Source organism: Thermodesulfobium narugense DSM 14796, assembly GCF_000212395.1.
GTDB classification, from domain to species: Bacteria; Thermodesulfobiota; Thermodesulfobiia; order Thermodesulfobiales; family Thermodesulfobiaceae; genus Thermodesulfobium; species Thermodesulfobium narugense.
In genome coordinates this window covers 775,651-789,196 of record NC_015499.1, presented here as the reverse complement: position 1 = coordinate 789,196, position 13,546 = coordinate 775,651, and the positions used below count along the sequence as shown (strand labels likewise).

At 35.5% G+C, this 13,546-nt stretch carries 15 protein-coding genes and 4 tRNA genes; all 19 read right to left on the bottom strand.

The window, feature by feature from the left end; translation table 11 throughout:
* Positions 1-38 precede the first annotated feature (38 nt).
* Positions 39-1,049, bottom strand: coding sequence for an S-methyl-5-thioribose-1-phosphate isomerase (gene mtnA, locus THENA_RS04115; protein ID WP_013756164.1), 1,011 nt, complete (start codon positions 1,047-1,049; stop codon positions 39-41).
* Positions 1,050-1,074: 25 nt separating this feature from the next.
* Positions 1,075-1,635, bottom strand: a complete 561-nt coding sequence (locus tag THENA_RS04110) for a class II aldolase/adducin family protein (protein WP_013756163.1) — start codon at positions 1,633-1,635, stop codon at positions 1,075-1,077.
* The gene (locus tag THENA_RS04105; protein ID WP_013756162.1) at positions 1,619-2,482 is read right to left on the bottom strand and encodes a purine-nucleoside phosphorylase; all 864 of its coding nucleotides are present in this window, start codon (positions 2,480-2,482) and stop codon (positions 1,619-1,621) included. Before THENA_RS04105 ends, THENA_RS04110 begins: the two co-directional genes overlap by 17 nt.
* 6 nt (positions 2,483-2,488) lie before the next feature.
* A complete protein-coding gene (locus THENA_RS04100; protein ID WP_013756161.1) occupies positions 2,489-2,749 on the bottom strand; it encodes a DUF167 domain-containing protein in 261 nt (86 codons plus the stop codon).
* 2 nt (positions 2,750-2,751) lie between these two features.
* The gene (locus THENA_RS04095) at positions 2,752-3,249 is read right to left on the bottom strand and encodes a DivIVA domain-containing protein (RefSeq protein ID WP_013756160.1); all 498 of its coding nucleotides are present in this window, start codon (positions 3,247-3,249) and stop codon (positions 2,752-2,754) included.
* Complete coding sequence (proC, locus tag THENA_RS04090; RefSeq protein ID WP_013756159.1) at positions 3,246-4,043, bottom strand: pyrroline-5-carboxylate reductase; 798 nt, start codon at positions 4,041-4,043, stop codon at positions 3,246-3,248. The genes THENA_RS04095 and proC overlap by 4 nt, the downstream gene beginning before the upstream one ends.
* Positions 4,040-4,732, bottom strand: coding sequence for a YggS family pyridoxal phosphate-dependent enzyme (locus THENA_RS04085; protein ID WP_052296055.1), 693 nt, complete (start codon positions 4,730-4,732; stop codon positions 4,040-4,042). Before THENA_RS04085 ends, proC begins: the two co-directional genes overlap by 4 nt.
* Complete coding sequence (uvrB, locus tag THENA_RS04080; RefSeq protein ID WP_013756157.1) at positions 4,662-6,716, bottom strand: excinuclease ABC subunit UvrB; 2,055 nt, start codon at positions 6,714-6,716, stop codon at positions 4,662-4,664. Before uvrB ends, THENA_RS04085 begins: the two co-directional genes overlap by 71 nt.
* Positions 6,717-6,721: 5 nt before the next feature.
* On the bottom strand, positions 6,722-7,543 hold the full coding sequence (locus tag THENA_RS04075) for an ABC transporter permease (RefSeq protein WP_041437929.1): 822 nt from the start codon (positions 7,541-7,543) through the stop codon (positions 6,722-6,724).
* 12 nt (positions 7,544-7,555) lie between these two features.
* Entirely contained in the window at positions 7,556-8,773 is a 1,218-nt protein-coding gene (tuf, locus tag THENA_RS04070) for an elongation factor Tu (protein ID WP_013755870.1), read from the bottom strand.
* A gap of 50 nt (positions 8,774-8,823) precedes the next feature.
* A tRNA-Thr gene (locus THENA_RS04065) sits at positions 8,824-8,899 on the bottom strand.
* A gap of 3 nt (positions 8,900-8,902) precedes the next feature.
* Positions 8,903-8,987 (bottom strand) — tRNA-Tyr (locus THENA_RS04060).
* A 335-nt stretch (positions 8,988-9,322) separates the two neighbouring features.
* Complete coding sequence (locus THENA_RS04055) at positions 9,323-9,529, bottom strand: hypothetical protein (RefSeq protein ID WP_041437928.1); 207 nt, start codon at positions 9,527-9,529, stop codon at positions 9,323-9,325.
* Positions 9,530-9,731: 202 nt separating this feature from the next.
* Complete coding sequence (locus THENA_RS04050) at positions 9,732-9,920, bottom strand: hypothetical protein (protein ID WP_154645312.1); 189 nt, start codon at positions 9,918-9,920, stop codon at positions 9,732-9,734.
* Positions 9,920-10,393 (bottom strand): methyltransferase family protein, encoded by a 474-nt coding sequence (locus tag THENA_RS09610; RefSeq protein WP_013756154.1) that lies wholly within the window; start codon positions 10,391-10,393, stop codon positions 9,920-9,922. The genes THENA_RS04050 and THENA_RS09610 overlap by 1 nt, the downstream gene beginning before the upstream one ends.
* Before the next feature lie 322 nt (positions 10,394-10,715).
* A tRNA-Asn gene (locus THENA_RS04040) sits at positions 10,716-10,790 on the bottom strand.
* Between the two features lie 12 nt (positions 10,791-10,802).
* A tRNA-Lys gene (locus THENA_RS04035) sits at positions 10,803-10,878 on the bottom strand.
* Positions 10,879-10,959: 81 nt separating this feature from the next.
* Complete coding sequence (locus THENA_RS04030; RefSeq protein ID WP_013756153.1) at positions 10,960-12,069, bottom strand: hypothetical protein; 1,110 nt, start codon at positions 12,067-12,069, stop codon at positions 10,960-10,962.
* 25 nt (positions 12,070-12,094) lie between these two features.
* The gene (locus tag THENA_RS04025) at positions 12,095-13,531 is read right to left on the bottom strand and encodes a bifunctional ADP-dependent NAD(P)H-hydrate dehydratase/NAD(P)H-hydrate epimerase (protein WP_013756152.1); all 1,437 of its coding nucleotides are present in this window, start codon (positions 13,529-13,531) and stop codon (positions 12,095-12,097) included.
* Positions 13,532-13,546 lie beyond the last annotated feature (15 nt).

The following is a 13,546-nucleotide window of genomic DNA, read 5'->3' as shown; positions in this document are numbered from 1 at the left end:
TATTTATATCAAAAATTAACATTCTCAAAAATATAAAATTAATCAAGCAAAGTCAATATCTCATTCGGACTGTATACGCCATTTTCAGTTATAATTGCTTTAATAAACTTTGCAGGAGTAATATCAAAAGCATAGTTTAAAGCGCTTGTATCATCTTTACATGTAAGAGAACTCATGCATCTAATAACTTCAGCTTTATCCCTTTCTTCTATAGGAATTTCTTCACCAGTTGCTATAGAGAAATCAATAGTGCTCATAGGTGCTGCCACATAAAAAGGAACGTTATAAAAGTTGGCCGCTAATGCGTGCATAAAGGTGCCGATCTTATTAGCTGTGTCACCATTTGCAGCAATTCTATCAGCTCCAACTATTACAGCATCAACCATAAAATTTCTCATTAGCATTCCAGATGCCGAATCTACAATCAACTTATATGGAATAGCATCTCTCTCAAGTTCGAAAACTGTAAGCCTTGCACCCTGTAAAAGTGGTCTAGTTTCAGAAACATAAACTAAATTTAATTTTCTCATTTGAAACATCTTTCTAATGACTCCAAGTGCAGTTCCGATACCCGGAGCTGCAAGAGAGCCAGTGTTACAATGAGTCAAAATACTTCCCTCTGGCAAAACCTTTGCACCATTTATAGCAATTTTTTCATTTATTTCAATTTCCTGAAGATATAAAGAATATACAAAATCAAATATTTCATTTAAATTAATACATTTGCCAACAAAATCTACTACTTTATCTACACCCCATGAAAGATTTATAGCTGTAGGGCGAGAGCCTTTAATTCTATTAGCCTCCCTTTTAAGGGATATCTCATCAACTAAAAGCTTATTGTCGTTATAAATAGATAAATAAAGAGCAAAAGCCCCACAAATGCCAATGGCGGGTGCTCCTCTAACTCTAAGATTTTGTATGGCCTCAATTATCATATCTGCGTTAGATAATTCAAGCCATACTTCCTCAAATGGCAACTTTGTCTGATCGAGTAGCAATAAAGAATCTTTCTTGAATTTCATTGCTTCAAATATATGTTTGTGCATAAAATCGTAACTCCTTAAATTAACATTATTTCTCAAATAATTTCAAATGCCATGCTAATTTTGCACTCTCTTCTAAAAGTTCAGATAAATAATAACACTCTTTAAGAGTTTTACCAACTACAATCGTTCCATGATTCTCAAGTATTCCAACCTGAATGTCATTTGATAGATGTTCAACAACTCTTTTCCCCAACTCTGAGCTTCCAGGCTGAGCAAAGGGTATCAGTGGAATTTCTTTTAAATAAATCCTCGCTTCTTCAGTAAACACTGGAATGGCGCTTTTCAAAAAAGCAAAAAGAGTTGCATAAAATGAATGTGTGTGGAAAATTGCTTTAACAAATGGTAATTTTCTATAAATTTCAAGATGCATTGGATATTCAGAAGATGGCTTATAATTGTTTTTGAAAGTCCCATCAATATCCATTATGCTAATTTTCCATGGTAATACGTCAAAAAATGAATATCCAGAAGGCTTTATATATATTTTATTATCCTTGAACAAACTTATATTGCCACCTTTTGCCCTGGCAAGTCCTCTTAAATAAGCAATTTGAGACCAAATAAACAGATCAAATCTTGGTTGCATCGACCTTGCCTGCAAGATCAACTATTAGATCTCTTAATTTGTCACTGTTATTTGAAACTACTTCTATAACCTCCTCTGCTGAAGTCTTTAAAGGATTGTCTGGACTTGCAATATTAGATATTAAAGAAAAACAAAGCGTTTTTATTTTTAACGCATTTAGGGCTATGACTTCCATAACAGTAGACATCCCAACAATATCAGCACCCATAGTTCTCATAGCTCTTAGTTCTGCAGGAGTTTCGAAACTAGGACCTAAAACGCCCACATACACAACCTCTTTTGGCTCGTATCCCAAAACGCTCACTGATTCAGATTTTGCTAACGTTCTTAATTTTTTGTTATAAGCATCGCTCATATCCACAAATCTTTCGCCAAAATATATATCAGCCAACCCGATCAAAGGATTATAACCTGTAAAATTAATGTGATCCTTCACAATTACTACTTCTCCAACTTTTAAACTGCTATTGATTCCACCAGAAGCATTAGTAAGATAGGCTATATTGGGCTTAAATCTAGATAGAACTACTATAGGAAATATTACTTCCCACACACCATAATTTTCATACAGATGAAACCTGCCTTCTAAAATTACATATGGTTTTGAATTTATGTAAACAAGACTCAATTGAGAGCGATGAGATGGCGCAGATGCTTTAGGAAAAAACGGAATTTTATCGTACTTGATTATCAGATCCTTTTTCAATTTATCAAATGCTTTTCCAAATCCGGAACCAAGTTCAATTATCCCTTCTATTTTCTCTGGCAAATAATCTCTCAAGTACCTTGATGCAGCCTCACAATTTGCCTTAAACTCAAATTCATTTAAAAACGAATAGCTTTTCATATCCTTTTATTGCTCCCATCCTTTTATTTTTTTAAAAATATTTTCTGATTTTATTAGTAAGATTTTGTTTTTGCTTTTTTCTCCAGAAAATATTTCAACATCCTTTCTTTTACAATCAAAAAATTCTGAAATTAGTTCTATAACTCTTCTATTTGCTTTTCCGTCTTCAGGTGGAGCACTTACTTTGCAATAAATCTTCCCATCTTTTATTTCAATAGATTCTTTTTTTGCATTTGGTGTAACTTTAAGTTCAATTTTGTAATCCATGCCTATTGAGAAACCGAACTTTCTCTTTCCATATTCTGAATTTCTCTGTTTACAAGGGTTTGAAGTCTCGAAATAAACTCTTCAAGATTCTTTAACTCTCTTCTCTTTTCTTGTCTAATTCTTTCTATGTCTGCAAAAAGCTTTGTATGTTCTTCTTTTGTTCTTTGTATCATTGCCCTGCATTCTTCTTCTGATTTTATCCTTTTTAGCTCTACTTCTTTCTCAACCTGAAGTTTTGCTTCTTCAACCTTTTTTTGAATCAACGATAGAAAATCGCTAGTGGAGGCTTCAAGTTCGCTCTTCTTTTGAGTTGTTTGAATACGAGATCTTAGATAGTCATTCTCCTTTTCCAACCTCTCGATTTCAGAAATCATTTGAGAAACAACTTCAGACAACTCATCCAAGAATTTGTCAACCTCTTCTTCTTTATAACCTCTTAATCCTTTGCTAAATTCTTTGTTCTGAATGTCTAAAGGAGTAATACCAGGTTTAAAAGTCACTCCATTTCCCTCGCTCTCTGATATGCTTTTATAACAGCCTGAATTATATTTCCCTTCACACCAGTAGATTCCAAATACAAAAGTCCCTGAGCTGTTGTGCCATTTGGCGACATAACAGCTTCTTTCAGATGAACTGGATGCTCGTATATTTCCACTAAACCAACAAGTGATTCGAAAAGGTGTTCAACAATTTTCTTCGATATACTTCTTGAAAGCCCAATTGTAACTCCTGAATCAACCAAAGATTCCATTAATAGAGCTACATATGCAGGGCCCGAACCTCCAAGGGCTGTAAATGCAGCAAATTTGTCTTCCTCTAGTCTTACAACATCACCTAAAGCCGACAAAATAGACTCAACATCCATCCAATCCTGAGGTTGAATAAGACTTGATGCGCACATTGCCATCAAACCATTCTGATTTATTACACCTAATGTCGGCATAATTCTAAACGCTCTTTCTATACCCCCTTTTTCATAAAGCTCGTTAAGAGTTATGCCTGCCATAACGCTAATAACAGTTTTATCTTTAAACAATGCCTTTCTTTTCATAGATTCTGCAAGCGATCTGAATTGATCAGGTTTTAAAGTTATAACTACAATATCTGACGATTGAACAAGCTCATCGTTGGAAGAAAATATTTTAAGAGAATACTTTCTACCAAGTTCTTCTCTCCTCTCAAGCCTTCTATGACTAGCAGCAACAAATATCTTTCCTTCCTCATGAAGAGGCTTAAGACCCTTTAAAAAGGCCTCTCCAACTCTTCCTGCACCTAAAATTCCTATCTTTATCATATTTCTAATCCCTCAAAAAATGCTCTACCAATTCTAACCATATTAGAGCCTTCCATTATGGCTACCTCAAAATCATCAGTCATGCCCATTGATAATACGTTAAGGTTATACCCTTCTGCGTTCAATCTTTCATAGAGTATTCTAAGAGTAGAAAACTCTTTTCTTATCTTATCTGTATCATTGGTTAGAGAAGCCATGCCCATTAAGCCCTCAATGTTTACAAATCTTAAAGACGAGGTAACTCTAAAAAGGTTCATGACCTCACCAGGCAAAAATCCGTATTTTTGACTTTCACCACTAATATTTATTTCTACAAGAACTGGCATCACAATCTTCTTTTTAGCAGCCCTTTCGTTAATTTCGGTTAACAGTTTTAATGAATCTACCGATTGAATCCTGGTAAAGATATCAAGAGCATCTTTTACTTTATTGGTTTGAAGATGTCCAATCATTTCAAATTTAACGTTGCTTAGCTCTTTAATCTTTTCCTTTGCCTCTCTAACCCTATTTTCTCCAAAAACATTAAAGCCCATCTCAATTAGAGCTCTTATTATTTCAGTAGATTTTGTTTTTGTAACAGGCAATATAAAAACTTCATCTTTTCTTTTGGCTGCTTCTTTAGCCTTTTGAACGCGTTCTTTTACCTTTTGAACGTTTTCTTGCAATTTTTTCTTCCAGTCCAGTGGCAAAATCGACCTCCTTGTCCTCAAAGATATTTTTTAATAATTTTAATAGATCTCTATACTTTGCAGCTTCTTCGAACTTCCATTCTTTAGCATATTCTATCATTTTTGTTCTTATTTCTTTCTCAGTTAATTCTAAATCATTCTTATTAGATTTAATTATAGATCTAAGTTCTTCTTCAATCGAGTTTCCTTCGGAATCTCTATCAACAATATCTGATATTGGCTTGGATATTGAAGTAGGCGTTATATTATGTTTTAAATTATACTCCATTTGAATCTTTCTTCTTCTATTAGTTTCATCTATAGCCTCTCTCATGGACTCAGTGATTTTTGATGCATACAGTATTACCTTTGATTCTACGTTTCTAGCTGCCCTTCCAATAGTTTGGATTAAAGAAGTAGATGACCTCAAAAAACCTTCCTTATCAGCATCCAGAATAAGAACTCTGGTAACTTCAGGCAAATCTAATCCTTCTCTTAATAAATTAATTCCTACCACCACATCATATTTTCCAAGCCTTAAATTATGAAGAACGTCAAGCCTTTCAATGGCATCCTGTTCAGAGTGTAAATAATATGCCTTTATTCCTTCCTGGATTAGATAGTTTGCAAGGTCTTCAGCCAATCTTTTTGTAAGAGTCGTTATAAGAGTTCTAAAACCTCTCTTAGCGTTCTCCCTTGTTTCATTTATAGAATCATTAACTTGACTTTCAAAATCCCTTACCTCTACTATAGGATCTAGTATACCTGTTGGCCTTATTATCTGTTCCACAATTTGAGAGCTGTTTTCCTTTTCAAATGAGGCAGGCGTAGCAGACATAAAAATTATTTGATTAGCTTTTTCAATAAATTCCTCAAACCTAAGAGGTCTGTTATCGTAAGCTGATGGCAATCTAAAGCCAAAATCAATGAGATTTTTCTTTCTTGCCTCATCTCCCCTATACATTCCTCTTATTTGAGGAACAGATAAATGAGATTCGTCTAATATAACGAGAAAATCCTTAGGAAAATAATCTAGAAGTGTAATAGGAGGTTCTCCTGGCTTTCTAAAAGTAAAATGTCTTGAATAATTTTCCACTCCTTTACAATATCCAATAGTTTGAAGCATCTCTATATCATACAAAGTTCTTTGTTCGATCCTTTTGGCTTCTACAACTTTACCTAGACTTTCAAAGTACTTAATTCTTTCTTCAAGCTCAACTCTAATCGAATCTATTGCCCTTTTTAGTTTCTCATCTCTCAAAATAAAATGAGATGCTGGGAAAATCCACAGGCTTTCAATCTTTTCAACTGGTTCGAGACTTACAGGATGAAGCTTTGTGATGCTTCTTATAGAATCTTCATCAAACCTAACTCTATATGCATATTCATCAAAAGAAGGTATAAAATCAACTACGTTAATATTTACCCTAAAATTGTTTCTCTTAAACTCATAATCATTTCTTTCATAAAGCATATAGATTAATTGATCAATAAAGTCGTCTCTACTTAACTTATCACCTTCTCTAATAACAAACGAATTAGTCTTATATTCTTCTGGCTGACCAAGGCTATAAATGCAGGATACACTTGCTACAACTATTACATCTTCTCTTTCAAGAAGCGAGCGAGTAGCAGAGTGTCTATATCTATCTATCTCGTCATTTATCGATGCATCCTTTTCTATATATAGATCCCTTTGAGGTATGTAGGCTTCTGGTTGATAGTAGTCATAATAACTAATAAAGTATTCAACTGCATTTTCAGGGAAAAAAGTTCTCAATTCAGAACACAGTTGTGCAGCAAGGGTTTTGTTTGGAGCCATAATTAATGTAGGTTTTTTTACTCTATTTATCACATTTGCAATGGTAAAAGTCTTTCCAGTTCCAGTTGCACCCAATAAAGTTTGATACTTATAGCCTTTTTCTACTCCCTCAACCAATTGATCTATCGCTCGTTCCTGATCTCCGGCAGGCTTAAAGGGCTCAAATAGTTTAAAACTGCTCATTATCTTTACTTCTCTTTTGGACTCATATAAAGTCTTAGGGCTTCTCCTAAAAAGTTAAATCCAAGAATAGTTAGAGTAATACATAAACCAGGAAAAATTAAAAGATAAGGATATTCGAGAAAATAATCCTGTGCCTCACCAAGCATGTTGCCCCAACTTGCATAGGGTGGTTGTACTCCTAAACCCAAAAAAGAGAGTGCAGACTCAGTCATAATTGCACTGGACATTCCTAAAACAGCAGAAACTAAAACTATATTAAGCACATTTGGCAAAATATGCTTCCTTAAAATCCAAAAATTGCTTGCACCAAACATCTTGCTTGCTAGAACAAAGTTGGAAGTCTTTATCGACAAAGTTTGTGTTCTAACAAGTCTTGCTATTCCCATCCAGCTAGTAAAACCTATAATAGCCATTGTATAAATAATTTCCGGCCTTTTTAACACAGATTGAACTGCCAGCAGAAGGAAAATCAAAGGAAAGGAAAGCATTGCGTCAACAAATCTCATAAAGAAAAAGTCAAATGTCTTGCCAAGTAGAGCAGACATGCTGCCTAAAAATGTACCTAAAAAAACAGAAATGCTTACAGCAACTAGAGCAACGCCTAATGATACTCGCCCTCCATATAGCAGTCTGGAAAAAATATCTCTTCCATAAATATCCGTACCTAAAGGATGCAAAAAAGATGGTGGTTGCGGGGTTCCTAGTGTAGAAAAGTCAAAAGCTTGCGGCGAATAAGAAGTTAAAAGGGGTGCAAAAATTACACCCCCTATAATTGGTACCAATATTACAAAACCCAAAATAAAGTAAAATCTCGATAAACTTTTCAAATATCCTTAAATTTATTCGAGTGTCTTAGTGACAACGCCAGCACCTACAGTTCTGCCGCCTTCACGTATTGCAAAACGAAGTCCTTCTTCAATTGCTACTGGAGATATAAGCTCTACAAGCATATTTATGTTGTCTCCAGGCATTACCATCTCTACGCCTTCTGGAAGTTTTATTGTACCTGTTACGTCTGTGGTTCTGAAGTAGAACTGTGGACGATATCCGTTGAAGAATGGGGTATGACGTCCGCCTTCTTCCTTTTTAAGGACGTATACCTCTGCGTTAAACTTTGTGAAGGGCTTGATTGAACCTGGCTTTGCAAGGACTTGTCCCCTTTCTACCTCGTCCTTGTCAATACCTCTTAGAAGACACCCTACATTGTCTCCTGCTATGCCTTCGTCTAATATCTTTCTAAACATCTCTACAGATGTACAGACTGTCTTTTTTGGTTGCATGGAAAATCCTACTATCTCTACTTCATCTCCTGGCTTTATGCGGCCTCTTTCAATACGGCCTGTTACTACTGTTCCTCTACCTGTGATTGTGAAGACGTCTTCAATTGCCATGATGAATGGCTTGTCTATGTCTCTTTGTGGGTCTGGGATGTAGGAGTCTAGAGCATCTGCAAGCTCCCATATCTTGTCTACCCATTCATTTTGTCCTCTTTGAAGAGAGCTGTTTGCTTGAAGGGCTTCAATAGCTTTTAGTGCAGAACCTCTTATTATAGGTATTTCGTCTCCAGGAAATTCATAAGAAGAGAGAAGGTCTCTTGTTTCCATCTCTACTAGATCAAGGAGTTCAGGGTCATCTACCATATCAATCTTGTTCATAAAGACTATAATAGATGGCACTCCTACCTGTCTTGCAAGAAGAATATGTTCTCTTGTCTGAGGCATTGGCCCATCGTTTGCTGCTACTACAAGAACTGCTCCGTCCATCTGGGCTGCACCAGTAATCATGTTCTTGATGTAGTCCACGTGTCCTGGGCAGTCTACGTGTGCATAGTGTCTCTTTTCTGTTTCATACTCAACGTGAGCAATGTTAATCGTAATGCCTCTTGCCTTTTCCTCAGGAGCAGAGTCAATATCCTCATATCTCTTTGCCTGAGCCTTTCCTGCAGCAGCAAGAGTCATTGTAAGAGCTGCAGTCAAAGTAGTTTTTCCATGATCAATATGACCAATGGTACCAACGTTAAGGTGTGTCTTTGTTCGGTCAAATTTCGCTTTTGCCATTGAACATCCCCCGTTCAAAATGGTATTATTTTTTTAAATTTCTAAAGCTATGGAGCCCACGACCGGAATAGAACCGGTGACCTCTTCCTTACCAAGGAAGTGCTCTGCCGACTGAGCTACGTGGGCTCATGGTGGGGAGGAAAGGATTCGAACCTTTGAAGGCGGTGCCAGCGGATTTACAGTCCGCCCCCGTTGGCCACTTGGGTACCTCCCCAACTGCGATTAAAATTCTACCAATTTTTTAAAAATTTGTAAACAGTTAATTTTTTTATTATTAAGGGACAGTGCTTACCCCATAATAAGAAGATGATTTTGTCATTATGATATGAAAAAATTTTGAGTAAATTGGAGAATTTTAAAACCTAAAGAGGTTAAACATTATTACCTCTAAAATTTTCCAATTCTAATTTATTAATTCTCATATTTTATCCTCAATAATTTGCCGCCTAACGGTTCTATCATAAAAAATTATTTTGAAGCAAAAATCTGGATGGGTGCTAGCAGGCACTAACCTTTTATGCTGCGTTAGGCGAACCTGTATATTCACCTTTATGGAAAGTACTTGTATCCAACACCTTGAAGCTGCCCATCTTTTCGATATAGTGATAACTCTAACTTATCCCACCACTCACATGGCGATGGTTTCCCATCTTTATTATAAGAATAAGTCATTGTTGCAAAGAAATCGGTGATTTGTAGACCAATAGAGTTTTTTGATCGACCCGAATGAAATTCGATAATTCGGTCAATCTTCATCTAGAAGGAAATGAAGTCACTTCCTTCTCGAAAAAGGTTAATAGCACTACTTTGGAGATCATCCTCAATCCGTTTATTTTGATCCCAGATACAAATACCATAATCACTAATATCAGAAAGATACACGGGAAAACAAACCGCACTTAGCACAAAGTAACGTTAATTATCCGAATCCTCTTCCCAGTTAAATGAATAACCTGATTCATCCATAAATATTACTTGCACATCTAGTCATCTCCTCTAAGGATTCGCCTAATGGATTAGAAATATCTGAATTTCCGAGCCATGCAAAGAATTTGGGTGAGGGCTCTAAGCCAGAACCAGATACCTGTATATTGTCCGAGTGCAATAACACCGAAGCGAAGAGGAAAGTTGTTTGAAGCCTCATCATTAGAATATTTTTGGTATAAATCTCCACCGTACTCGCCTCATATATTCTTCATAATCTTTTCCAAATTTGTTAATTAAATATTCTTCTTCTTTTAAAGCAGTAACAATGTATAGAGTTGATAATACTATCGCAATAACGACTGGTATCATATTGATAAACAAAAATGATAAACCAAAATATGCTAAGATTAATCCTAAGTACCCTGGATGCCTTATCTTTGAATATATGCCTCCTGTTACTATTTTCTCTATATGTTCCACCTTCATATGAGCTTGCTTATGTTCTTTATGTGACAACCAATGAATAAGCATGCCACAAATAAAAAGTGTAATACCAAAAACTGTGAAAAATATCTTAAAGGGTAAAAACAATATATGAAAATAGAAATCTGCTAAATACCCTCCCAATATAAATACGCCCCATTCAAATATACCTCTAATAGAAGGTTTCATTAAAAGGTATCTATCTATCATACTCATCTTTCCAACTTTTTATTTTATTTAGAGTTCGGGCGATTTCGGTTTCCTTAATGTTCATTATTTCTCGAAGCCCTCCATCAAAGATTTGACCCCTTTTTAACATATCAAGATTTATTATTGCTCAACATTACATAATAATATGTAGTAAAAAAACAAAAAGGTCAAGCTTTTTTAAAAATTCTTTGAGTTGGGTATGGAAAGCTCCATGCAATCAATTAAGAATTGAGGAAAGAAATCCTTTTAATTCCATTAAATTATTTCCTGCACGGACAAGACCAAAGGGAGTTTAAAGGAGTTTTTCACAACTATTATATCCTGGCTCCCCGGGTAGGATTCGAACCTACAACCTACCGGTTAACAGCCGGTTGCTCTACCTTTGAGCTACCGAGGAACTTCCACAACTTGGTGGGTCGTAGAGGATTCGAACCTCTGACCCGCTGATTAAGAGTCAGCTGCTCTACCAACTGAGCTAACGACCCGCTACGGATAAATATATTACTAATAAATTTTAAATTTGTCAAATTTTATATGACGCAAAATTTTAGATTAATCTAGAAAATTTATTTCTCAAGCTCTTTCAGTCTTTCAGTGTAATAACTATAAAATTTAGAACTTGGCACCTCTTGAAATGCTAAAAGGATAGATGGAACCTCTTCCCCACGCAAAAATGCAATATGGCTTTCTAATTCTGAAATCTTTGCCTTTTCGTCCTTTTGCAAAAAATGTCTCATAGAACTGTCTGGAACGTTACCCTTCAAATCCTCTGGAATGCTGGCCAAGTATATAAATTTAAGAAGCAAGTCTTCTCGAAGATCAAATTGTTTAAACTTTGAAATAAGCTCAAAGGCAAGCTCTTCATCCTGACCAAGCTCCACTATCCTATCAGAAAATTTATCTAAGGTATCTACCGAATCGGCCAAAAAAGCACCAATAAGCGCAGATACGTCTCTTTTTTTGAATATAGACAAAAAACCTGCAGAGAGCAAAGCTGCATCATCCGATAGACCTGGTCCTTTTTTATGTCTGATATAGTGAGAAACTATTACGTTAGAACCTGGTATAATTTTATCACTTGAGACTATCAAACCTTTCTTTTTGTAATCTTCAATATTTTTCTCATTCTCTCCCTTTGCTAACATATCTCCAGTGATACCCAATTCTTCCATCTTTGTTCTGTCAACGATATAAATATCACCACCCCCAATATTTACTTTATACTTTGCTTCAGCCTTTTCTCTATACTTTATATCATCCATCAAACCAGCTAAAATATATCCCAATACAGCACTCTTTACAGAAACTTGCATATTCTCAAACATTGTTATTCCAAGTAGCGGTTCTCCATAAGAATTTAATAACGGCTTTCTAGTATCTAAATCTTTCTCTTCCAATTCCAAAAACCATTTTCTGATATCATCAATCAACATCTGTCTTTCTCTTTTAATTACATCCACATCCATATTTAAAGCCAATACGATGTCTTCCATACATGTATTCGGGAATTTTTCTCCTTTAAAAACAGAGTGCCCTTCATGGGAGTGCCCTTCTATTGATTGAATTAATATTAAGGGTTTTACTTTATCGTTTACTATTAAGTGAACTGTAGACTTGAGGTGTTCAAAATCTTTTCTGATAAGAGACTTTGGCGCTACATTAGAAAATGTTTTCATAAATATTCCTCCATAAGTTATTTATTTAGATAAAGTCGCAACTTTCTATAATATTTTCAAATCCGCCCAAAGCTTTTAGAAGCTTTATTAAATCAGAAGATCTCGTCACTCTCATATTCTTTTGTCTGGCAATTTCAGGAATTATTGCATGAACAAAGACTGCCAAAAGAGATGCGGTAAGCGTATCGTACCCAGTGGAGAGAAGTGCACCTATCATGCCACTTAAAACATCTCCAGAGCCAGCTACCGCCAGATCGCAATCCGCAATAGGTACTACATATTTTTGTGAGCCTTTCCCTACCAGAGTATTTGGACCCTTAAGAACTAAAGTAATATTAGGAAATTGCTCAAGAAATGCTTCAAATCTTTCAACTCTATCTGAATCATTCTTGTATATTCTTCTAAATTCTCCTTCATGAGGTGTTATAACCACTTCTTTATCCTTTATCAAATCCACTATATCTGGAAATAAGGCATCTGCGTCCAAAATTAATGGCAAACTTGTTTTTGAAACAAACTCCTTTATAAAGGTTTCCCTTTTGTTTGTAAGTCCAGGACCTATTAATACAGCCCTAAATTTTTTTGATATTTTTTCATCAATTTCATTGGATATAAAATCTCTTTCAGCAATAGGAATTGTTTCAGGGGGTAAAATTGAAAACTCGTCTTCTACAATAGAAAAACTCATGCCGACGCCCATATTCAGAGCACCTTCCAAACAAAGTCTTAGCGCTCCAGGATATTGTTTCGAACCTGCCCAAACAAGAAGCGAACCCTTTTCTACTTTATGAGAAAAATCATCTTTCTTTTTAATTAGAGTTTTTGCATCAGAAGAGGTAAAAATTTTTAAACCGTTTTCTGGAGGAGGAAATCCTATATCTATTACAATTACTTTACCCGTATATTCATAAGATTGTCTGAAAAGATAGCCTCTTTTAAGAAAGCCTATAGAATAAGTATATGCAGCTCTAATTGCATCAGGTTGTGGCTCTCCAGTATCTGAATTTAGACCCGCTGGTATATCCATAGAAACTATTGGCTTGTTTAAGTTGTTTATTTCTCTTATTAATTTGAGAGTCTCTTCTCTAAGATTTCCATAGAAGCCTACCCCCAAAAGCCCCTCAACAATCACATCAGCACTTTTCAAATCCGAAGTTTCTTCAATACCCAAGGATCTGCAAAGTTCTCTTTGAACTCTGCATTCTTCAGTTGCTGCACCCCAAGGTTGGTAAATAGAACAATCATAGCCTTTTAGCTTCAAATTATAAAGCAAAGCAAGCGCATCTCCTGCATTATTGCCTTTACCACAGACAGCCACAACTTTGCACACATTTTTAAAATCTTCTATAAACTTTAATGCACTCATTGCCCCTACAATACTCATAAGAGCTAAAGGAGTCTGCCCCATAGAGAAAAGCTTTTCCTCTTCAAACCTGATATCTGAAGAGCTCAAAACAAACATTTCAAAGCCCCCTTT

Coding starts and splice junctions, on each gene's coding strand:
- mtnA (WP_013756164.1), bottom strand. CDS start 1,049: ATGCACAAACATATATTTGAAGCAATGAAATTCAAGAAAGATTCTTTA.
- THENA_RS04110 (WP_013756163.1), bottom strand. CDS start 1,635: ATGCAACCAAGATTTGATCTGTTTATTTGGTCTCAAATTGCTTATTTA.
- THENA_RS04105 (WP_013756162.1), bottom strand. CDS start 2,482: ATGAAAAGCTATTCGTTTTTAAATGAATTTGAGTTTAAGGCAAATTGT.
- THENA_RS04100 (WP_013756161.1), bottom strand. CDS start 2,749: ATGGATTACAAAATTGAACTTAAAGTTACACCAAATGCAAAAAAAGAA.
- proC (WP_013756159.1), bottom strand. CDS start 4,043: ATGATAAAGATAGGAATTTTAGGTGCAGGAAGAGTTGGAGAGGCCTTT.
- uvrB (WP_013756157.1), bottom strand. CDS start 6,716: ATGAGCAGTTTTAAACTATTTGAGCCCTTTAAGCCTGCCGGAGATCAG.
- tuf (WP_013755870.1), bottom strand. CDS start 8,773: ATGGCAAAAGCGAAATTTGACCGAACAAAGACACACCTTAACGTTGGT.
- THENA_RS04055 (WP_041437928.1), bottom strand. CDS start 9,529: ATGAAGATTGACCGAATTATCGAATTTCATTCGGGTCGATCAAAAAAC.
- THENA_RS04050 (WP_154645312.1), bottom strand. CDS start 9,920: ATGATGAGGCTTCAAACAACTTTCCTCTTCGCTTCGGTGTTATTGCAC.
- THENA_RS09610 (WP_013756154.1), bottom strand. CDS start 10,393: ATGATAGATAGATACCTTTTAATGAAACCTTCTATTAGAGGTATATTT.
- THENA_RS04030 (WP_013756153.1), bottom strand. CDS start 12,069: ATGAAAACATTTTCTAATGTAGCGCCAAAGTCTCTTATCAGAAAAGAT.
- THENA_RS04025 (WP_013756152.1), bottom strand. CDS start 13,531: ATGTTTGTTTTGAGCTCTTCAGATATCAGGTTTGAAGAGGAAAAGCTT.